Source organism: Liquorilactobacillus sucicola DSM 21376 = JCM 15457 (genome assembly GCF_000612445.1).
GTDB lineage: Bacteria > Bacillota > Bacilli > Lactobacillales > Lactobacillaceae > Liquorilactobacillus > Liquorilactobacillus sucicola.
Map to the genome: position 1 here is coordinate 188,829 of NZ_BALC01000001.1, position 20,751 is coordinate 209,579.

A 20,751-nucleotide genomic window follows, 5' to 3' on the forward strand; every position below is an offset into this window, starting at 1 on the left:
AGATGCAGATGTTGGAATCACTAGAGATAATAGATCAACAAGTGAAAAAATGGATGCAAGAAGCGCGAATTAAGATAGTTTCCAGCCTTGATAGCAGTTTGGATGTGACGACCAAGTCTGGGCCGAATGATTTGGTAACAAATATTGATCGTGAAGTCGAGGAGTTTTACAAGACAAAAATACTTGAGTTTTACCCGAAATCGGGAATAATTGGTGAAGAAAGCTCTCATGAATTAGATGAACCGCAAAGGAAAAAATTACTATGGGTTATTGATCCGATAGACGGGACAATGAATTTTGTTAAACAAAAAGATCATTTCGCCAGTATGATTGCGATTTATCAAAATGGTGTTGGTGTGCGTGGTTATATTTATGATTTAATGCAAAACAAGTTGTACTGGGGTGGTCCAAACATTGGTGTTTTTTGCAACAATGAAAGGTTGGATCCCCCATGTAATCAGAGTTTGGACAAGGGACTTATCGGGATAGGTGCCCCTTTGCTGATAGGCAACTACCATAATTTACAGAAGGCTGCATTAGAGAGCAGCGGAACAAGGATATACGGGTGTTCCGGTATTCAGTTTATTCATGTTTTAAATGGTCAATGCGCTGCATATATTTCATATTTGCGGCCATGGGATTATGCCGCAGGGAAAGTGCTAGCGGAAACCTTGGGCTTAGTTGTGAAAACGATTGACGGGAACCCTATTGATATGTTATCATCTAGTGATGTATTAGTAGCAACGAAAAATGCTCAAAAAGACATAACTAGAATCGTGCAGTCGACTTACTAGGTCTTGAGCTGTGACGGATGAGTCACAGTTTTTTTATGCCAAGTAATGAAAATCATGCCTCAGGGTTTTCAATATCTGAATGTAGCGTCTTTATTGTATCTTGAGTGGCATTTTTCTTGTAGAGAGATTCATATTGTGAAAGGAAGAAAATAAATTTGAAAACACGTGATGATATCCGTAATGTTGCTATTATTGCCCATGTCGACCATGGCAAGACAACATTAGTTAATGAGCTACTCAAGCAATCGGATACTTTAGATGAACATACAGAGATTGACGACCGTGCACTTGATTCAAATGCAATTGAAAAGGAACGTGGTATCACGATTCTTTCAAAGAACACTGCCGTTGAATACAAGGGTAAACAAATCAACATTTTAGATACACCAGGACATGCTGATTTTGGTGGCGAAGTTGAGCGAATCATGAAAATGGTTGACGGGGTTTTGTTGATTGTTGACGCCTTTGAAGGAACAATGCCACAAACGCGCTTTGTTTTGAAGAAAGCCTTAGAACAGCATTTGACTCCAATTGTTATTATTAACAAAATTGACCGTCCAGGTGCTCGACCGGAAGAAGTGGTTGATGAAGTACTTGACCTCTTTATTGAATTAGGTGCAGAGGAATCGCAACTTGAATTTCCTGTTATCTATGCCTCAGCTGTAAATGGTACATCATCTTTGGATTCAGATATTAGTACGCAGGAACATACGATGGATCCGATATTCAATGCTATCTTAAAGACGATACCTGCACCAGTTGATAACTCAGATGAACCGCTTCAATTCCAGGTTTCAATGCTCGATTATAACGAATTTGTTGGTCGTATCGGTATTGGTCGTGTTTTCCGTGGAAAGATCAAAGTTGGAGACCAGGTTGCTGTTATGAAACTTGATGGCACTCAGAAAAACTTCCGTGTTACCAAGTTATTCGGATTCTTTGGGCTTAAAAGATTGGAAATCAACGAAGCCAAGGCTGGTGACCTGATCGCTATTTCAGGAATGGAAGACATTTTTGTTGGTGAAACAGTTTGTCCCGCTGATCATCCTGAGGCTTTGCCTGTTTTACGGATTGATCCGCCAACATTGCAAATGACTTTTAGGACGAATGACTCTCCTTTTGTGGGCCAAGAAGGGGATAATGTTACTGCACGTAAACTAGAAGACCGTCTGAAAGTACAATTGCATACGGATGTTTCTTTGCGAGTTGAAGATACTGATTCTCCAGATGCTTGGGTTGTATCTGGTCGTGGAGAACTGCATTTGTCGATTTTGATCGAAACCTTACGCCGCGAAGGCTTTGAACTTGCTGTTTCACGCCCACAGGTTATTTATCGTGAAATTGATGGAAAAATGTGTGAACCCTTTGAAAACGTGATTATTGATACACCTGATGAATATTCTGGAAGTGTAATCGACTCACTTGCACAACGCAAGGGTGAGATGGTTAACATGGAAACGAATTCAAACGGACAGACTCGTTTGACTTTCTCAGCTCCAACAAGGGGATTGATTGGGTATGACTCACAATTTCTTTCAATGACTCGAGGTTACGGAATCTTTAACCATACATTTTCGGAATATAAACCAGTTATTCATAACTGGGAACCTGGACGTCGTAATGGAGCATTAGTTTCGATTAACCGTGGGAAAGCAACCACCTATGCAATAATGGGTGTTGAGGATCGTGGAACTATTTTTGTTGATCCAGGTACCGAAGTTTATGAAGGCATGGTTGTTGGGGAAAGCTCCCGTGAACGTGATATTTCGGTTAATGTTACTAAAGGAAAGAATATGACTAATGTTCGTTCATCAAACAAGGATCAAACGGCTACGATTAAGAAGCCTACGCATTATACTTTGGAAGAATCATTAGAATTTTTGAATGAAGATGAACTTCTGGAGATTACTCCAAAGAATATTCGTTTGCGTAAACGGATTTTGGAAACAAATGCCCGCGAAAAGGCTGCTAAGCAGAAAAAAACTGCCGCAAAGAAAAATAAATAAACGTCAGAATCACTTATAAGAGACCAAGGATTTGAGTTTGTATTGAGAACTCAATCCTTGGTTCTTTTTTTATAATAATATTAAAAAACTTATTTTTATTAAAAAAAATACACCTATGTTCGTGAAATGATAAAAAAATAGCTGTGAAGAAACTTTTTTGTTGAAAAATACGAATTTTAGCGACATAATAATGGCATGAGAGAACTAAATTAAAAATATCTTTTAAAATGATGTATGCTGTTGTTTCCAGAGACACTGGAACTAAAATACTTGTATGATATAATTGCTCTAGTTAAGAAAGGAGCAGAAATTATGCGTGAATCTGTTTCCAGGAAAGAAGTATTGAATGCTTTAGCTGCTGATGCTAAAAAAATTCAAGCTTTGCTGGATAAACAACAAAATTTGTTATGCTTGTCACAATGCCCTGCGTTCGAAGAGGTAGCAGATACCCAACTTTATGGCTTCTCAAAGGAAATTCAGTTAGCTCGAACTTGTGGACTGATAACGAATGAGGAGGGACAGGAGCTTGTCAAAGGTTTAGAGCATATTTTGTCGGATATCTATGCTGCAGCAGGAGAGGGCAAGTAGTGGAAAATCATTATGAAAAAAATACGGAATAAATTACGTTATTTTGACTTTTATCTATTTATTCCATACGTTATTTTGTGTGGAATAGGAGTCGTAATGGTTTACTCAGCGAGTTCAATTAGCTTGTCCTACAATGGTAGTGCGACTAACACATATATGGTCAAACAGCTGCTGTATGTTCTTTTGGGTATAATTTGTTTCACGCTAGCATATATGTACCGCTTTCAACAATTTATGAGCCGCAAATTCGTAATATATGGTTTTATTGTAATATCTTTATTACTACTGTACGCAAAATTTATGACTGATCCGATCAATGGTGCTAACGGTTGGATTGATCTGAAGGTTTTTAGTTTACAGCCAGCGGAATTGTGTAAATTATATTTAGTGTTCTTTGTAGCCCAATTACTGACAAGAAGAGAAAACTTGAAAACTACAGGTTTGAGCGGGAGAAAGAACTGGAAGCCATGGGCTTTGGTTGGTACGCTGCTTGTATTAGTTCTCATTGAACCTGATTTGGGTGGCTTTTCAATTAATGCAATGATTGTGATCGTCATGCTTTGCGCGAGCGGGATAGATTATCGGAAGGCCTTACTTTCTTTGACAGGTCTACTGTTGACAATAGGTATTGCAGTCCAATTGCTGCGTTTCTGGAATCCATTGAAGAATACGAGCTATGCATATATGTACAATCGAATAGTTGCTTTTTATAATCCATTTAAGGTTGCAAGTACTAGCGGACAGCAGCTAATAAATTCATATTACGCTATCAGTAATGGGGGGTTATTGGGACTCGGTCTGGGTAACAGCATTCAAAAAAGGGGCTACCTGCCTGAGGCACACACTGATTTTATTTTGGCAGTTATCAGTGAGGAACTCGGCATTATTGGGGTTGCCTTTGTTCTCATACTACTTGCATGGATAGTTTTACGAATTTATTTGATAGGTGTCCGGTCTCATAGCACATATGATTCATTAGTCTGCTATGGTATAGGAACCTTTGTTGGTGTTGAAACTCTGTTCAATGTTGGGGCTGTTAACGGTCTACTGCCTATTACTGGGGTGACACTGCCCTTTGTTTCATATGGTGGTTCAAGTATGATTGTACTATCGTTAGCCCTAGGAGTAGTGATGAACATTTCGATAAATCAGCGGCGAGCTTTAGAAAAACAAGGATTAACAGTTAAGCAGGCATAATATCATAATTGATTATTTAGTTTTTTTATTAGATCATCATTCAGATTTTCACAGAAAGTGGGAGTTAAATGGAAAAGATATTGATTGCTAATCGTGGAGAAATTGCGATTCGAATTATTCGTGCGTGTCAAGAATTAAAGTTGAAAACAGTCGCTATTTTTGCTAAAGAAGATGAGTTTTCTGTTCATCGTTTTAAAGCGGATGAAGCGTATCAAGTTGGAGCTGGTAAAAAACCGATTGAAGCTTACCTTGATATGGACGATATTATAAGAATTGCTAAAATGACTGGTGCAGACGCGATCCACCCTGGGTATGGTTTTCTAGCAGAAAACGAAGTCTTTGCACAGAAATGCGCTGAAGCAGGGATTAATTTTATTGGACCGACAGTTGAGCAACTTGATATCTTTGGAGATAAGATAAAAGCTAAATTAGCAGCACAGAAAGCAGGCTTACATACAATTCCTGGTAGCAATGGCCCTGCTAAATCATTAGAAGACGTTAAATCTTTTGCTGCAAAACATGGGTATCCTATCATGGTCAAAGCAGCACTCGGCGGTGGCGGCCGTGGAATGCGTATCATTGAAAATGATAGTGAAATTGAAGAAAGCTATAACAGAGCACGAAGCGAGGCAAAACAATCGTTTGGTGATGATGAGCTTTACGTAGAAAAATATTTGAAAGCTCCTAAGCATATTGAGGTCCAGATTTTAGCTGATAAGCATGGCAATGTGCTGCATTTATTTGAGCGTGATTGTTCAGTGCAGCGAAGACATCAAAAGGTTATCGAAGTAGCTCCAAGTATTTCGCTAGCTCCAAAAAGAAGGCATGAGATATGTCAGGCTGCTGTTCAGCTCATGAAAAGTGTTTCTTACCAAAATGCAGGGACCGTAGAATTTTTAGTAACAGATGATGATTTTTACTTTATTGAGGTCAACCCACGTGTCCAAGTGGAACATACGATTTCAGAAATGATTACGGATGTTGATATCGTGCAGTCACAGATTCTCGTTGCTGCGGGAAAAGATCTTTTTAAAGATTTAAATCTGCCACATCAAGCGGAGCTGAAGCGTCATGGTGTTGCTATCCAATGTCGTGTGACAACTGAGGATCCAGAAAATAACTTCATGCCCGATACGGGTAAGATAGAAACATATCGTTCTCCTGGTGGATTTGGGGTCCGCCTTGACGGTGGAAATGCTTATGCGGGAGCGGTTATTACGCCGTATTTTGATTCACTATTGGTGAAAGCCTGCGTTCAAGCACGTAATTTTGTTGGAGCTGTTCTAAAAATGGATCGGGTTTTGGATGAATTCAGGATTCGAGGGGTTAAAACCAATATTGCATTTATGCGCAATGTTATTAACAATCCTGTCTTTTTAGCGGGTAAGGCAAGTACGACTTTCATTGACAGCACACCTGAATTGTTTGATATCAAGCGTCAGAAAAACACGATCAATCAATTATTGAAGTATATTGGAAACGTTACAGTTAATGGGTTTCCAGGTACTGAGCGTCATAAAAAGGTTTTTGCGCCTAAGATTAGTGTCGGCAGTGATTTTGTTGAGGAAGCAAATGTTGAAAATGCTAAAAAAGTACTGGATCGTGATGGCGCAGAGGCAATGATTTCATGGGTGAAAGCTCAAAATAAAGTTCTTTTAACAGATACTACAATGCGTGATGCTCACCAAAGTTTGTTTGCAACAAGAATGAGAACCAAGGACATGATTCCAGTTGCCAACATCTACGATAAGGCAATGCCACACATCTTTTCTACTGAGGTTTGGGGTGGCGCTACCTTTGATGTGGCTTATCGTTTCTTGGATGAAGATCCATGGGAAAGATTAAAACTGATTCGTCAAAAAATGCCGCATACGCTTTTGCAGATGCTGTTTAGAGGCTCAAATGCAGTTGGGTATAAAAATTATCCTGATAATGTCTTGCAACGTTTTATCGAGCAAAGTGCTACTGATGGTGTGGATGTTTTCCGTATTTTTGACAGTCTGAACTGGGTAACACAGATGGAAAAGAGTATTCAATTTGTGCGCGATACTGGGAAAATAGCAGAAGGAACAATGTGCTATACGGGCGATGTCCTAAATCCAAGCGAGCACAAATATGACTTGGAATATTACAAACGATTGGCTAAAGACCTTGTTGCTGCTGGATCGCAGATTATTGGAATCAAAGACATGGCAGGTTTATTGAAGCCAAAAGCTGCTTATGAACTAATTAGCAGTTTAAAGGATGAGGTAGATGTTCCAATCCATTTGCATACGCATGATACAACAGGCAATGGTGTCGCAACATACGTCGAAGCTGTTCGTGGCGGTGTTGATGTCGTTGATGTTGCAACCAGCGCACTTTCAGGAACAACAAGTCAGCCAAGTATGAGCAGCTTGTATTATGCGTTGACTGATAATTCAAGACAGCCTGCTTTGAACATCGATAACGTTGAAAGGATAAATCGCTATTGGCAAGGTGTCAAACCACTTTATCAGGACTTTATGAATGGAATAACTGCTCCGCAAACGGATATTTATCAGACCGAGATGCCTGGTGGACAGTATTCGAATTTGCAACAGCAGGCAAAAGCATTGGGCATCAACGATTTTGAAGTTGTAAAGAAGACATATCGCGAAGTAAATCAGCTTTTGGGTGATATCGTTAAAGTTACCCCTAGCTCCAAAGTTGTGGGTGATTTTGCTATCTTCATGATTAAGAACCAACTGACGCCGACGGATATATTTGAACGCGGAGAACAGATTGATTTTCCTCAATCAGTAGTTGACTTCTTCGCTGGCGATCTTGGACAACCGGTTGGTGGTTTTCCAAAGAAATTACAAGAAATTGTGTTAAAGGGTAAAGAGGCAATTAAGGTTCGACCTGGTAGTTTGGCTCAACCGGTAGATTTTGATAAGGTAGCTGACGATCTGGAGACAAAAATAAAGCGTAAGCCGACAATTGAAGAGGTCTTAAGTTACGTCTTGTATCCGGATGTTTTCTTAGACTACGAGGAAATGATTGAAAAATTCGGCGAGTTAGAAATTTTGGATACTAATACCTTCTATCAGGGGATGAGAACTGAAGAGACACTTCACATTGATTATGGTGTTGGAAAAAGGGCCATTGTCAGGTTGAATTCAATCGGTGACGCTGATGAAGAAGGAAATAGGAATCTTTATTTTACGCTTAATGGTCAAGCACAGCAGATAGTTGTCCATGATATGAGCAAAAAGGCAAAGGTAAAAACGGTCTTGAAGGCGGAACCAACAAATCCAAGGCATATAGGAGCTACACTGAGTGGTTCTGTCTTAAATGTTTTGGTCACTAAAAACCAAATAGTTAAAAAAGGTGAACCATTGATTGTGACCGAGGCAATGAAGATGGAAACAACTATTAAGGCGCCTTTTAATGGCAGGATAAGCCATGTCTATGCCAAAGCTGGCGATATTTTGGAAACGAGAGATCTTTTACTGGAAATAGAGCCAATAAAGGAATGAAAAACTAAATGAGAAAAAAATTTTTTCTCAAAGGAATAGTCGAATTTGGAATACTTTTTTTATTGATACTTACAGCCTTGTATTGTTGGACCGCTTTATTTGGCAATACTTTACCGCAAAAGAATCAAAATACTGAAAAGCGTATGGTGACAGACAAAGCACGTTTGACTACTCCTAAGGTTGAACGAATTAAACCACAAGGGTTTGCACGTTATATTGGTACGTCAGACGATACAATTTTAAACAGTTTTGGAGAACCACAAGAGAAACTGCCAAGTGCGACTAATGTTGAATGGTGGTTTATAGGGAAAGTGAAGAACAATATTTCAAAGTAGGGATTGATTTAGCAACGCGTAAGGTCAATGCAATTTTTGTGGGAGGACGAGACACTTTAGGATATAAAGGGCTGCGAGTCGACATGCCTTTTAAAAAGTTAGTTCAACTCAGTTCTTTATATGCAAATTTTAAGCTGAACTATCATGAGCAAAGTTTTCAATTGGAATTGTCAGAAGATGATCTGAATGAGCGTCCCCTGCTTAGTTTTAAGAATAATAGTTACGCAATTACCTACTTACATCCTCATTCGAAAAGAGTTTATGCGATTGAGTATTTGAACACTGATATGTTGTTGAAAAAAAACATTTTTCGCATTGTGTCACAAACACCGTTGCCTGTGCAGTTTCAGGGAGAAACAGATTGGGCAGCAATGAATGACATGCTTCCTGCTGATCTAGTCAGATTGATCAATGTAAAACGCAGTCTTGCTGGAACGCCTGCGTTGATTCCAGATGATGAACTGACTTCAGCAAGTCAAACTGTTTTGAATGAACTTGGCAGTAATCCACGGGAATTTTTGGATAAGAAGAGAAGCCGTTTGGTCAAGGATATCTTGAATGGTAACTTAAACCAACGACAGGGGCTTTATTTATATTCTCAAGGCATTCCTAAGAAGATGTATCAAATAACAGGCCTAACTCGTAGTGATTTTGATATTTATTGTCTGGCGCCTATATACGATAACTCATCGTTCTTTTCTGATTCTGTGTTGTTGCGGTTGATTTTTCCAAAACTCGTTTCTGCAAATACTAAAAATATTGGCGTAGCGTATAATAGAGGTGTGTTAGTGTTTATTATCAATAAATAAGGTGGTAGTCAATGGATTTTAAAATAAATGAGAGACAAAGTATAATCGTTTATTTGTATCACTTGAAAAATAGCAAGCAGTTGAGACGGTACGGAACTATACACTACGTTTCAAGAAGAATGAAGTACGTGGTTCTATACATTGATCGCTCTGCTATGAGTGAAACACTTAAAAAGCTAAAAGAAATTCGTTTTGTAAAACGTGTGGCGTTGTCGCCGCGGTCAAATATCAAGATAAACTTTGGAGACGAGGTAGGGACAACGTACAAGCTGACAGAAGAAGATCGAGAAAAATACAGGAGTAATAAAGAATAAAAGATGAGAATTATTGCTGGAGAGTATGGTGGCCGCAGGTTAAAAGCTGTTCCCGGAATGAAAACCCGCCCCACTACAGATAAAGTAAAAGAAGCAATTTTTAACATGATTGGTCCTTATTTTGATGGTGGTGAGTCATTGGATCTTTTTGCTGGCAGCGGTGGATTGAGCATTGAAGCTGTGTCTAGGGGAGTTGCGCAAGCAACACTAATTGATCGTCAATATCTAGCAATAAAAACGATCAAAGCTAACATTGACGTCACCAAAGAACCACAAAAGTTTAAGGTCATCAAGGCTGATGCAAGAAATGCATTGACAAAATTAGCACAACGCAAAGAAAAATTTGCGTATGTTTTTTTGGATCCACCTTATAAAAGACAAAAAATATATGAAATAATTCAGTGCTTGGCAGATTTGCAGCTTCTGGAAAAGGGAGCACTAATAATTTGTGAGACCGACCAAGAAGCTGCTTTACCGCAGGCAATAGATGGCTTTGAACTCTATAAGCGTGCGGATTATGGAATTACTGAAATTACCATCTACCGATATCGAGGTGAATAGTTGGAATGAATGCAATTTTCCCTGGAAGTTTCGATCCTGTTACTAATGGGCATATTGATTTGATAAAAAGGGCAAGCAAGGTTTTTGAAAAACTAACGGTACTTGTTATGACAAATACCAACAAGCATGGTCTGTTTACTCCTACAGAAAGAGCAAAACTACTTGCGGATGCCGTTGTTGACTTGAAGAACGTTAAAGTGTTGGTCTTTGAAGCTGATTTGACCGTCAGAGCAGCGCAAAAACTGGGTGCTGGTGTTATTGTTCGGGGTGCACGTAATGGTTCGGATTTTGAATCAGAACGTAGCATTGCAGACATGAACTATCATTTGGACGCGGAACTTGAGACAGTAGTCCTTCCCGCGGTAGGGGAATATAGCTTTATTTCATCAACTTTAGTGAGGGAAGTTGCACATTTCGGTGGTAATTTGCAGGGATTGGTTCCACAAAATGTTGCTCGTGCACTTAAAGAAAAGATGTGCTAAATGTTAAAAAAGAAACATTTAACTGCTGGTCTTTTATTAATATTAATGGTTGTTTTCTGTTTTGTACCGGTGCCGGCATATATTGAAACTGTCGGTGATGCGCAGAATGTCGGAAAATATGTTTCTGTGAATGGTGCAAAAGATACTCGAAATGGTGCATTTATGCTTACATACGTGGAACTTGGGCATGCTACGCCTGCCTTGTATGTTGCAAGTTATTTTGACAAGTATGCAACTCGCTTGCCGAGCAGTGCGGTTACAGGTGACAACAATTCTACGGAGTATAAAAGGGTCCAGCACTATTATATGGATGATGCACTCAATCAAGCAAAAGCTGTTTCATTGAAGTTAGCGGGCAAACCGATCAGGCAAAGTTTCGAGGGCATTGTAGTCATGTCTTTACTTTCTAGCTCGGATTTTAAGGGCAAACTGCGTGCGGGGGATATTATAATTGGCGTAGACGGGCGGCGCTGTGTTAAGGTGGCTGACCTTTTGCGATATGTGCAGCATACAAAAGGTGATACCGTTGCTGTCCGCTTTCAACGCGGAAAAAAAGAAAAAACGGTCAGAGGGCGGCTGGAGAGATTACCCCAAACTGCAAGAAAGGGTATTGGAATCAGCTTTATTCAAAAATCTGAAGTTGTTTCACCAGTAAAGATAAAAACTGACATGGAGGGTATTCAGGGGCCATCAGCGGGACTGATGTTATCCTTAGAAATGTACACTCAGCTTACTCATGAAAACTTGAAACAGGGACGAAGAATTGCTGGGACAGGTACAATTCTCGCAGACGGTACTGTTGGGGAGATTGGAGGTATTGACAAAAAAGTTGTTGCAGCTGCTAAGAAAAAGGCAGATATTTTCTTTGCTCCTGATAATGTACTCTCGGATAAAGAAAAAGCAGCCGGTAAATTAAATAACTACCAAGAAGCCCAGAAAATGGTTCACAAACTGAGTACAAAAATGAAAGTAGTTCCTGTAAAAAACATACAAGATGCTCTTGCATATTTGAGGTAAGTGGGACTACTGGTGGTAGTGTCGTAATACAAATAGAAGTAACAAAATATTTTGAACCTTGATTTATCATAAAAAATTTTATACAGATAGAATAAACAGAGGACTGGATCAGTGACTATTGATTCAATCCTCTGTTTTAGTCTTGAAATGTGGTTTACTTTCGGTTCTTTGCGTATTTATAAGTTAGAAAGGGGGAAAATTACTGGAGAAGATGAAGGACTTTTGGGAAGAGAATAAAGTGTGGATTTGTTTTTTTGCTCTTAGTGCTCTTATAGCTTTTTTAGTTGGTGGATATTTTTTTAAAAAAAATGAAACAGGAATGCGCTCGAATGAAACTCTACAAATAGGTGCTAGGTCTCCCAAAGATGAAGCATCTGTATCCTCATTTAGGCAAAGAGAACAAATGCAAAAGACTAATGCGAGTTTTTTTGTTGACATTAAAGGCGCAGTAAGAAAACCTGGGGTATACAAGGCCAGTAAAAAAATGCGAGTAGCGGATATCGTTGATGCGGCTGGAGGATTTGAGAAAACAGCAGATCACAATCAGGTTAATTTAGCGTTAAAGCTAACTGATCAGCAAGTCATATATATTCCTTTCAAGGGTGAGATTGATAAGAAGCCGCCAACGACGATGGATCCTGGGCAACAGGCGACAGGGGATGCAGACGTTTCAGCGACAAGCGGGACAAACGAGATAAGTGGAATAGCTGGACAAGATAAGGAAAAAATGGATCTGAATAAGGTTACTAAAAATGAACTATTGGAAGTAAATGGAATAGGGGACAAGAAGGCTGATCTTATTTTAGCTTATCGAACTCAACATGGAAGATTTGAAAAAATTGAAGATTTAAAAAATATTACTGGTATCGGAGATAAAACTTTCGAAAAATTAAACGAGTCTTTAACAGTTGGACCATAATTTTAACTGTTACCAGAATCAGGGGTTTGCTATACTAGAGTTAAAATTAGTGTGAAGGTGAATTTATGAAAGATAGAAGGATCCCTTGGAATCAATATTTTATGTTACAGTCAATATTGTTGTCGCTGCGAAGCACATGTGAACGGCTATCAGTCGGCGCAATTCTTGTACGCGATCGGCGTATTATTGCGGGAGGGTATAATGGTTCTGTTTCTGGTGATGTTCATTGTATAGACGAAGGTTGTTATCTTGTTGATGGTCATTGTGTAAGGACAATTCACGCGGAGATGAATGCGGTTTTGCAGTGTGCAAAATTTGGCATGACTACTGCAAAGTCAGAGATATATGTAACAGATTTTCCTTGTTTGCAATGCACAAAAATGCTACTTCAAGCAGGTATTAAAAAAATATATTATCTCCGCAATTATCACAATAACACTTATGCAATGAAATTATTAAAGTTAAAAAATGTTGAGATCGAACAAGTTAAGGTCGACAAAGAGTATTTAAATTCAATTGCAGCAGATACCTATTTTGATTGATCATGGAGAAAATGAACAATTAGAAGAATTTTTTTCTTTTTAGCAATTGATGCATATTTGATCAGTCTGCTATGTCTCTCTTTTCATTTGGAGTGGCTGATACTGTTTATATTGTTGCAGTGGCGGATCGTTGCACTACAAAACAAACAAGCACTAATGTGCTGTTGGGTATTCACCCTTTTCTTCTTTGCGTACTGTCTGTTTTGGAACCAAGCGTTGCAGCAAAGAAGGATTGATCATAGGGTAGATGTTGTACAAAATAGGCTAATTTTAAACCCTGATGAATATCAAATTGATGGCGACTTATTGAAAATTAGCGGCTCGTGGGTAGAAGGCAGGCAGAAAGTTCAAGCTTACTATCGAATTGATACAAAAAAAGAAAAAGAGAGCTTGAAAAAAATTGCTACAGTAAAGACCCTGATTGTGACAGGAAAAGCTGCAGCTATCCAAGCGCCAACAAATGAAAATCAATTTGACTATCGCAACTTTATGCTTTCTAAAAAAGTTGTTAACACGATTCAAATATCTAAATTGGAAGTAAGCAGTGTTCGACCTAATTTGGGGTTAGCTGCAAGGATTTTTGCTGCAACACACAGTTTGCGCAAGCAAATCTTGAATCACTTTGCAAAGATGCCTGCACCTCTGAGCGGATACAGTCAAATACTGTTATTGGGTTATTATGCACAAAATTTTTCTCAGCAGATAGAGCAAATCAATAAACTAGGATTGCTCCATTTGTTTAGCTTATCTGGTATGCACGTTTTTTATCTTTTGGGAGCTACTAGATTTGTCTTAGGCTATATGCACGTTACGCGTGAAACATGTGACGATGTTATTTTGCTGTTGCTGCCTTTCTATGCAATTTTAGGTGGTTTGTCGTCTAGCCTAGTCAGAGCTGTAATGATGGCATGGCTGACTATTTTATCAAATAAGTTTTGGAATAATACATTGAACGGAATTGATGCTGAAGCAATAGTTCTGTTACTGCATTTGTTTTATTCACCCGCTCTTGTACTGTCGATGGGTGCTCAGTTGAGTTATTTGCTGACTTTTGTGCTGATGACGGGTAAAAGAATGAGCAAATTTAAACTGGGTTTGAAAATGAACGGCTATAGTTTGCCACTGATTCTTTGGCATACTTTTCGATGGAATATATTGACAATCGGCATTGCAATTTTGATAGTTCCACTTTTTGAGTGGGTTATTATTCCTTCTGTTTTAATTGGGGTCTTAATGCCACACTTGACTTTTTTATGTAATAAAATATTATTTCTAATTACAAAGGGAATTGAAATAACTGCTGCCTTGCCATTAAATATTGTTTTTGGAAAACCTCCGCTTATATGTGTGCTTTTTTGGATAGGATTGATGTTTGCGCTTGAAATTGCTACAAATAAAAAGGTTATTTACTTGATGGGACTCACCTCGTATCTTTTGATTGGCGGTATGATTAAATTTCCGCTGCATGATGAGATAGTGTTTCTAGATATTGGTCAAGGAGATTGTACCTTATTAAACGACGATTCAATAGCGAGGTAACTCTGATTGATACGGGAGGAAAAGTTACTTTTCAAACTCAACCATGGCAGAAACGACATGGCAAGGAAAATGGCGAAACGGTTGTCGCAAATTACTTGCTTAGCAAGGGTGTTTCAAGAGTTGATTGGCTATTTCTGACTCATCAAGATACAGACCACGTGGGCAATTTCCCAGTTGTTACTAAACTGATTAAGGTCGAAAAGATATTGGTACCATCTGGGATGGAGAAAAGATCTTCATTTAAAAAAAGGCTGATGTTATCAGCTAATAACAACGACGACGTAATACCTGTTTCAACGAAAAAAATCAGGCAAGTGGGGCAATTCAAAATATTGCATCCATTTGAGGAGGGACAGGGAAGTAATGAGGATTCTATTACAGTGACAGCTGCTGTTAATGGGGTTAATGTTATAATAAGCGGTGATCTTGATAAAAATGGCGAATTAAAAATATGCAAAAAACATCCAGATTTACGTGCGGACATTTTAAAAACAGGTCATCATGCAGTAAGACATCTACAGCCACCGAATATGTCAAGCAATTGCGCCCGCAGCTTGCTATTATATCAGCGGGAAAAAATAATCGATATGGGCATCCTAATGATGAAACATTAGCGACGTTGAAAAGAGGGCGTATTATGTGTTTAACTACAGCTGAAGTTGGGATGATAAAATTAATTTCCAACGGTGCACATAAATTTAGGATAGAGACAGGAAATACTTTAAAAGCAAGGTAAGGATGGAAAATAGATGAAAGTAGCGGAACTATTAAAAAACATTGGTGCAGGGAAATTAGCACCTGTTTACTTGATACTTGGAAAAGAAGATTACAATGCGCAACGAATTTCTACAGCCTTCATTGAGTCAATGCCTGAAGATCAACGAACAGTCAATATTGGGCAATACGATATGGAAAGTGTCTCACTTTCGGATGCAATTGGTGATGCACTGTCTGCGCCTTTTTTCGGAGATAGAAGAATCGTATTCATCAAGCATCCTTATTTTTTGCTTGCTAAAAATAAAAAGGTAAAAATTGAGCAGAATATAGATGAATTAATCAATTATCTTGATAATCCTGAGCCAACGTCTGTTTTAGTTATATTTGCACCCTATGACAAGTTGGATGAAAGAAAGAAATTGTCGAAAAGACTATTAAAAAAGGCAGTCGTGGTTGAAAATGGATTTTTGGATGAGAAAAATACTAGGGATTATTTAAAGTTATTATTAAAAAATAAGGGATATTCGATTGAACCGCAAGCACTTGAAATGTTGGTAAGAAAAACCGAAGCAAAGTTGTCTCTAGCAATGAATGAATTGCCTAAATTAATGATTCTGGCACAAAAGGATAAAGAAATAACTGAGTCAATGGTTGCACAAATGGTAGCACAAACTTTAGAGCAAAATATTTTTGACTTGAGTGATCTAGTTTTGAATAAGCAGAGTAAAAAAGCGATCGAAATGTATCATGATCTAATTTTACAACATGAAGAGCCTTTGAAGATAAATGCAATTCTTCTGGGGCAAATCAGACTTTTGCTTCAGGTCAATGTTTTACAGAAACATGGATATGATCAAGGTAATATTGCAAGCGCCCTGAAGGTCCATCCTTACCGTGTTAAATTAGCACTGAAAAAGAGTAGAGCAGTAAAACGTCTTGAGCTGCGGAATGCTTATCTAGGGTTGGTTGATTTGGAAGAAAAAATGAAATCGACTCAACAAGACCCGACAGCGCTTTTTGAGCTTTTCATGTTGGGATATTTTAAGGAAAAGCGTATACAAATGAAGTTGAGTTGAGCAATTCTTTTATTTCGAACGCAGGTAATGCTTAATTTTATGTGAAATGGTATGGGGCATAGGTGTGCACGAAGTAGCTGAACATTGGTTGTTTTACCTATACAAAAAGAGCCACACATTTAAGAGCGGCTCTTTTTGTATTCTATTCAAAAGCTTGTAGTCAAAAAGAAAACTATTTTGCTAAACGGGCAGTCAAACGTGACTTATCGCGAGCAGCTTTGTTAGCTTTAATCAAACCTTTGGATTTTGCTTTATCAACAGCGGCAATAGCTTCTTTATACAAGTCTTCGACGTTGTCAGCCCCTGTAGTTTTTGCATTTTCAAATTTTTTAACAGCACTGCGAACTGCGCTAAGTTGTGCTGAATTACGTGCATTAGCCTTTTCGTTAGTTTTAACACGCTTGATAGCTGATTTAATAATTGGCAAAAATCTTCACCTCCATGCTACATGATTCCCATACCGGCATCATAAAATTTTCAACATAAGCTATTATACAAGAGCTATTCTAACAATGCAATAAAAAAGTGAAAATGTGTCAAGGAAATTCCCTTGACTTTTAAAAAACAACTTGAGATCACTTCTTGCAACAAGATATGTATTATTGTATAATCTAACTTGTGCTTGATGCACATTGACCTTTTTCTCAGTATAATGCAGCTCACCGGCTTTTTACCGGGATGAAGGTAACAACTATGGAAGGGTGGGAACATAATGGCTATCACAAAAGAAAAAAAGAACGAAGTCATGAAGAAGTATGCTCGTCATGAAGGCGATACTGGTTCGACGGAGGTTCAAATCGCAGTTTTGACTGCAGACATCAACGAACTTAACGAACATGTGCGTACTCATAAAAAGGACTACGCTTCACAACGTGGTTTGATGAGAAAGATTGGACATCGTCGTAATCTATTGGCTTACTTGCGTAATAATGACGTTCAAAGCTATCGCGAACTTATCAAGAGTTTAGGTCTGCGTCGTTAATAGATCTTAGAAATGAGAGTGTGACATAAGTCAGAAAATTTGAGTACTAACTCGAATTACGAACATAGCGAGTACTTTACTATGAGTAATTCGAAGTTAAACGGAGAATTTTGACTTATGGAACACGTTTATACGGAATAAAAATGGGGCTGTGCCAAAATTTCACTTTTGGCACAGTCCCATTTTTTTGTACAGTAAACGAGTGTCTGTGTTAAAATAAAATGGCTTTTTTAATCGTAATGCAATTTTTAGAATTATGAACAGCTAATCATCCCAATCAAGTTGTTAAATGTGGTATAATTATGTTTCAATAAGGTATGAAGAAGGTTTTCAATATGAACGGATATCGTGTTGCGGCTGTTGCGCAACGGGAGCGGTTGGCACACGCATGATTGAAATGCTAGAACAGTCCAGTTTACCGACTGCTAGCGTTAAGCATTTGGCGTCAAAACGCTCTGCAGGGAAAAACCTTAATTTTAAAGATGAAGACGTAATGGTTGAAGAATTAGCATCACGGTCACTTGAAGGAATCAACTTGGTATTGTTTTCAGCTGGTGACGGTATTTCTAAAGGATCTGCTCCTGAAGCTATTAAAAGAGGTGCTGCTTAGAATTCTGTCCAAATTGCAGAACGGTTGCATGCTTTAAATTTATTACATGTACCAAATAAAAGTGAGGGTTAAAAATGGATTTGAAAAAAGCTGAAATTATTACAGCAATGGTTACACCTTTTGCGGAAGATGGTGGGGTTAGCTATACGCGCCTTGAAAAACTAATCGATTATTTATTAGACAACGGGACCCAAGGTATTTTAGTCTCGGGAACGACTGGAGAAGCACCAACTTTGACAGAAAAAGAAAAACTGGAGCTGGTTGCTAAGTCGGTCGAGTTGGTGGCTGGCAGAGTACCTGTGATTGCGGGTACCGGCTCCAACTCAACTCGTGCGACGATTGAATATACAAACAAAGTTGCAGAAATAGAAGGGGTTGATGCAGCTCTTGTTGTAGTACCTTACTATAACAAGCCCGATCAGGCAGGAATGGTGGCTCACTTTACAGATGTGGCTGATAAAAGCCGTTTACCATTGTTCATTTATAACGTTCCGGGACGGACTGGTGTTACAATGGAAGTGGAGACAATTGCCGAACTTGCTCAACATCCAAATATTATTGGACTTAAAGATTGTACAGGAAACGTGAACTTGAGTCGCATAGTGTCCGTGACACCAGATGACTTTTTAGTTTATACAGGAGAAGATGCAGATGCTTTGGCTGCAAAGACACTTGGTGCACAAGGGGTTATTTCTGTAGTTTCACATTTGTACGGAAACAAGTTAAATGATATGTTTGCAGCAGTTGAAGATGGAGAATACAAGAAGGCTGGAGAATTGATGCGTTATCTTACTCCAAAGGTAGCAGATGTTTTTTCAGCGCCATCACCTAGCCCAGTGAAAGCTGCATTGAACTACTTGGGAGTTGAAGTTGGCGGATGTCGTTTGCCGATTTTGCCGTTGAGTGCGGAAGAGACAAGAAAATTAGTGAAGAAATTAGGTATTTAAAAAGAGAGGTGAAAGAATGAGTAAAATAAAAATCATTCCACTCGGCGGAGTGCGTGAAAATGCTAAAAACATGTATGTAGTTGAAGTGAATGATGAAATTTATGTTTTGGATTGTGGATTGAAGTATCCAGAAAATGAGTTGTTGGGAATTGATACGGTTATTCCAGATTTTGGATATTTACGTGAGAATGCTAATAAAATTGTTGGGGTCTTTTTAACACACGGACATGCTGATGCAATTGGGGCACTTCCTTACTTTCTCAGTGAATTCGACGTTCCGGTCTTTGGAACTGAAATGACGATTGCTTTGGCGAAAATTAGTGTTCGCAATGATGCTAAGTTGGCTAAGTTTGATGATTTTCACATTATTAATGATCAAACGGAGATAGACTTTAATCATGCCACGGTTTCTTTTTTTAAAACGACTCACTCAATCCCTGAATCTATCGGGATTGTTGTCAGAACAGAGAGCGGCAGTATCGTTTATACTGGTGATTTCAAATTTGATCAGACGGCTGCTAAGGGCTACCAGACTGATTTAGCACGGTTGGCTGAGATTGGTAACCGCGGTGTCCTAGCACTTATGAGTGATTCTGCCAATGCGGAAAATCCCAAAGAAACGGTGAACGAGAGCAAGATATTTGAAGCAATCAATGATAATTTTGAATATCGGCATGGGCGTATTATTGTTGCGTGTGTGGCATCAAATATTTTACGAATCCAGCAAATTTTTGATGCAGCTGCCAAAAATGGACGCAAAGTTGCTTTGACAGGCCATGACATTGAAGAAATTGTTGATACTGCATTGGAATTAGGGAAACTACATCTTCCAGCAGATGATTTGTTGATCTCAATTAAAAAAATCGATGATTATCCTGATGAAGAGTTGGTAATTCTAGAAACGGGACGTTCTGGCGAACCATTGAAGTCGTTGCAAAAAATGGCAACTAAGAAACATCATGAGGTTTCGCTCCGCGAAGGCGACTTAGTCTTCATCACTACAACCCCGTCACACGCAATGGAAACAACGGTTGCGAAGACACGTGATATGATTTATCGTGCGGGTGCAGATGTTAAAGCGATCTCAGATGAACTTAACTCTTCGGGCCATGCAAGTCGCAATGATTTACAGTTGATGATGAATCTGTTGCATCCGCGCTATGTGGTTCCTGTGCAAGGCGAGTATCGCCTGTTGGCTGCTAACGCAGAATGGGCGCAAGAATTGGGAATTCCTAAAGATCATATTTTCATCACTTCAAAAGGTGATATTTTAGAGTATGATCGTGATAAACTACTGCTTGCTTCTTCCGTAGAAGTTGGTAATACTTTGATTGATGGCAGCGGTGTTGGGGATATCGGTAATATTGTCTTACGAGATCGGAAGATTTTATCAGAAGATGGTGTTTTTATTGCCGTTGTTACAATAGATAGGCGTAAGAAAAAAATTGTCGAGGCTCCTAAGATTACTTCGCGTGGCTTTGTGTATGTAAAAACAAGCGGTGATCTGATGGCGGAAAGCGCGGAGCTCGTTTCAAAAACAGTACAGCAAAATCTTGATAATAAAGAGTTTGACTGGGGACATTTAAAACAAGATGTCAGAGAACAGTTAAATCATTTCTTATATGAGAACACGAAGAGACATCCGGTTATTTTGCCTGTGATTATGGAAATTAACCAGCACCGACACTTTAATAAGAAAAAAAAGAAGTCGGTCAGCGATGAAGATTAGTTTTGTGGCTGCAAGCTGAAGACGACTGTTTTATGTTTAGTTGAGTAACAAAAAAGAGGTCTAGGGCGAGTGAACTTGTCCTGGGCT

At 38.8% G+C, this 20,751-nt stretch carries 20 protein-coding genes and 1 pseudogene; 20 read left to right on the top strand and 1 reads right to left on the bottom strand.

The genetic code is table 11. The annotated features are described in order from the left end of the window. Nucleotides 1–8: 8 nt before the first annotated feature. From JCM15457_RS00995 to holA, 16 genes are all read left to right on the top strand, one after another. On the top strand, nt 9–794 hold the full coding sequence (locus JCM15457_RS00995; RefSeq protein WP_034986689.1) for an inositol monophosphatase family protein: 786 nt from the start codon (nt 9–11) through the stop codon (nt 792–794). A 155-nt stretch (nt 795–949) separates the two neighbouring features. Beyond that, entirely contained in the window at nt 950–2,800 is a 1,851-nt protein-coding gene (gene typA / locus JCM15457_RS01000; protein ID WP_034986690.1) for a translational GTPase TypA, read from the top strand. Nucleotides 2,801–3,112: 312 nt separating this feature from the next. After that, on the top strand, nt 3,113–3,388 hold the full coding sequence (locus JCM15457_RS01005; protein WP_034987436.1) for a DUF1507 family protein: 276 nt from the start codon (nt 3,113–3,115) through the stop codon (nt 3,386–3,388). Nucleotides 3,389–3,400: 12 nt separating this feature from the next. After that, on the top strand, nt 3,401–4,585 hold the full coding sequence (locus JCM15457_RS01010; RefSeq protein WP_034986692.1) for an FtsW/RodA/SpoVE family cell cycle protein: 1,185 nt from the start codon (nt 3,401–3,403) through the stop codon (nt 4,583–4,585). Nucleotides 4,586–4,653: 68 nt separating this feature from the next. Continuing rightward, on the top strand, nt 4,654–8,085 hold the full coding sequence (locus JCM15457_RS01015) for a pyruvate carboxylase (RefSeq protein ID WP_034986693.1): 3,432 nt from the start codon (nt 4,654–4,656) through the stop codon (nt 8,083–8,085). 8 nt (nt 8,086–8,093) lie between these two features. Beyond that, nucleotides 8,094–8,420: a hypothetical protein gene (locus tag JCM15457_RS01020; protein WP_034986694.1), complete on the top strand. Its 327-nt coding sequence runs from the start codon at nt 8,094–8,096 to the stop codon at nt 8,418–8,420. Continuing rightward, nucleotides 8,378–9,229, top strand: a complete 852-nt coding sequence (locus JCM15457_RS01025; RefSeq protein WP_034986695.1) for a CAP-associated domain-containing protein — start codon at nt 8,378–8,380, stop codon at nt 9,227–9,229. Before JCM15457_RS01020 ends, JCM15457_RS01025 begins: the two co-directional genes overlap by 43 nt. A gap of 11 nt (nt 9,230–9,240) precedes the next feature. Beyond that, entirely contained in the window at nt 9,241–9,543 is a 303-nt protein-coding gene (locus JCM15457_RS01030; RefSeq protein ID WP_034986696.1) for a YlbG family protein, read from the top strand. A 3-nt stretch (nt 9,544–9,546) separates the two neighbouring features. Beyond that, nucleotides 9,547–10,104 carry a 16S rRNA (guanine(966)-N(2))-methyltransferase RsmD gene (gene rsmD, locus JCM15457_RS01035; RefSeq protein WP_034986698.1) on the top strand — a complete coding sequence of 186 codons (558 nt, stop codon included), beginning with the start codon at nt 9,547–9,549 and terminating at the stop codon, nt 10,102–10,104. A 5-nt stretch (nt 10,105–10,109) separates the two neighbouring features. Next, nucleotides 10,110–10,586 (top strand): pantetheine-phosphate adenylyltransferase, encoded by a 477-nt coding sequence (coaD, locus tag JCM15457_RS01040; protein ID WP_034986700.1) that lies wholly within the window; start codon nt 10,110–10,112, stop codon nt 10,584–10,586. Then, nucleotides 10,587–11,603 carry a SepM family pheromone-processing serine protease gene (locus JCM15457_RS01045; RefSeq protein ID WP_034986702.1) on the top strand — a complete coding sequence of 339 codons (1,017 nt, stop codon included), beginning with the start codon at nt 10,587–10,589 and terminating at the stop codon, nt 11,601–11,603. 211 nt (nt 11,604–11,814) lie between these two features. After that, the gene (locus JCM15457_RS01050; RefSeq protein ID WP_051993209.1) at nt 11,815–12,522 is read left to right on the top strand and encodes a helix-hairpin-helix domain-containing protein; all 708 of its coding nucleotides are present in this window, start codon (nt 11,815–11,817) and stop codon (nt 12,520–12,522) included. A gap of 65 nt (nt 12,523–12,587) precedes the next feature. Further along, entirely contained in the window at nt 12,588–13,064 is a 477-nt protein-coding gene (locus JCM15457_RS01055; protein WP_034986703.1) for a ComE operon protein 2, read from the top strand. 87 nt (nt 13,065–13,151) lie between these two features. After that, on the top strand, nt 13,152–14,603 hold the full coding sequence (locus JCM15457_RS11535) for a ComEC/Rec2 family competence protein (RefSeq protein WP_268870098.1): 1,452 nt from the start codon (nt 13,152–13,154) through the stop codon (nt 14,601–14,603). Then, complete coding sequence (locus JCM15457_RS11540; protein WP_051993211.1) at nt 14,567–15,217, top strand: MBL fold metallo-hydrolase; 651 nt, start codon at nt 14,567–14,569, stop codon at nt 15,215–15,217. Before JCM15457_RS11535 ends, JCM15457_RS11540 begins: the two co-directional genes overlap by 37 nt. A 135-nt stretch (nt 15,218–15,352) precedes the next feature. Next, a complete protein-coding gene (gene holA / locus JCM15457_RS01065; protein ID WP_034986705.1) occupies nt 15,353–16,396 on the top strand; it encodes a DNA polymerase III subunit delta in 1,044 nt (347 codons plus the stop codon). Nucleotides 16,397–16,568: 172 nt separating this feature from the next. Here the strand turns inward: holA and rpsT are convergent, their stop codons facing one another. After that, nucleotides 16,569–16,823, bottom strand: a complete 255-nt coding sequence (gene rpsT / locus JCM15457_RS01070) for a 30S ribosomal protein S20 (RefSeq protein WP_034986707.1) — start codon at nt 16,821–16,823, stop codon at nt 16,569–16,571. A gap of 285 nt (nt 16,824–17,108) precedes the next feature. Here rpsT and rpsO point away from each other — a divergent pair, with 285 nt between their 5' ends. The 4 genes and pseudogenes from rpsO (at nt 17,109) to JCM15457_RS01090 (ending at nt 20,664) form a co-directional block, all read left to right on the top strand. Then, on the top strand, nt 17,109–17,378 hold the full coding sequence (gene rpsO / locus JCM15457_RS01075) for a 30S ribosomal protein S15 (RefSeq protein WP_034986710.1): 270 nt from the start codon (nt 17,109–17,111) through the stop codon (nt 17,376–17,378). A gap of 335 nt (nt 17,379–17,713) precedes the next feature. Beyond that, nucleotides 17,714–17,982, top strand: a pseudogene (locus JCM15457_RS01080) (aspartate-semialdehyde dehydrogenase); the annotation flags it as partial. Between the two features lie 80 nt (nt 17,983–18,062). Continuing rightward, nucleotides 18,063–18,935: a 4-hydroxy-tetrahydrodipicolinate synthase gene (gene dapA / locus JCM15457_RS01085; RefSeq protein WP_034986715.1), complete on the top strand. Its 873-nt coding sequence runs from the start codon at nt 18,063–18,065 to the stop codon at nt 18,933–18,935. Nucleotides 18,936–18,951: 16 nt separating this feature from the next. After that, nucleotides 18,952–20,664 (top strand): ribonuclease J, encoded by a 1,713-nt coding sequence (locus JCM15457_RS01090; protein WP_034986717.1) that lies wholly within the window; start codon nt 18,952–18,954, stop codon nt 20,662–20,664. Nucleotides 20,665–20,751 lie beyond the last annotated feature (87 nt).

What these genes read in the sequence shown, in the direction of transcription:
- JCM15457_RS01050 (WP_051993209.1), top strand. Translation starts at nt 11,815, where the DNA reads ATGAAGGACTTTTGGGAAGAGAATAAAGTGTGGATTTGTTTTTTTGCT.
- JCM15457_RS01045 (WP_034986702.1), top strand. Translation starts at nt 10,587, where the DNA reads ATGTTAAAAAAGAAACATTTAACTGCTGGTCTTTTATTAATATTAATG.
- coaD (WP_034986700.1), top strand. Translation starts at nt 10,110, where the DNA reads ATGAATGCAATTTTCCCTGGAAGTTTCGATCCTGTTACTAATGGGCAT.
- JCM15457_RS01030 (WP_034986696.1), top strand. Translation starts at nt 9,241, where the DNA reads ATGGATTTTAAAATAAATGAGAGACAAAGTATAATCGTTTATTTGTAT.
- JCM15457_RS01055 (WP_034986703.1), top strand. Translation starts at nt 12,588, where the DNA reads ATGAAAGATAGAAGGATCCCTTGGAATCAATATTTTATGTTACAGTCA.
- JCM15457_RS01015 (WP_034986693.1), top strand. Translation starts at nt 4,654, where the DNA reads ATGGAAAAGATATTGATTGCTAATCGTGGAGAAATTGCGATTCGAATT.
- holA (WP_034986705.1), top strand. Translation starts at nt 15,353, where the DNA reads ATGAAAGTAGCGGAACTATTAAAAAACATTGGTGCAGGGAAATTAGCA.
- dapA (WP_034986715.1), top strand. Translation starts at nt 18,063, where the DNA reads ATGGATTTGAAAAAAGCTGAAATTATTACAGCAATGGTTACACCTTTT.
- rsmD (WP_034986698.1), top strand. Translation starts at nt 9,547, where the DNA reads ATGAGAATTATTGCTGGAGAGTATGGTGGCCGCAGGTTAAAAGCTGTT.
- JCM15457_RS01005 (WP_034987436.1), top strand. Translation starts at nt 3,113, where the DNA reads ATGCGTGAATCTGTTTCCAGGAAAGAAGTATTGAATGCTTTAGCTGCT.
- JCM15457_RS00995 (WP_034986689.1), top strand. Translation starts at nt 9, where the DNA reads ATGTTGGAATCACTAGAGATAATAGATCAACAAGTGAAAAAATGGATG.
- JCM15457_RS01020 (WP_034986694.1), top strand. Translation starts at nt 8,094, where the DNA reads ATGAGAAAAAAATTTTTTCTCAAAGGAATAGTCGAATTTGGAATACTT.
- rpsO (WP_034986710.1), top strand. Translation starts at nt 17,109, where the DNA reads ATGGCTATCACAAAAGAAAAAAAGAACGAAGTCATGAAGAAGTATGCT.
- JCM15457_RS01010 (WP_034986692.1), top strand. Translation starts at nt 3,401, where the DNA reads ATGAAAAAAATACGGAATAAATTACGTTATTTTGACTTTTATCTATTT.
- JCM15457_RS01025 (WP_034986695.1), top strand. Translation starts at nt 8,378, where the DNA reads ATGGTGGTTTATAGGGAAAGTGAAGAACAATATTTCAAAGTAGGGATT.
- JCM15457_RS01090 (WP_034986717.1), top strand. Translation starts at nt 18,952, where the DNA reads ATGAGTAAAATAAAAATCATTCCACTCGGCGGAGTGCGTGAAAATGCT.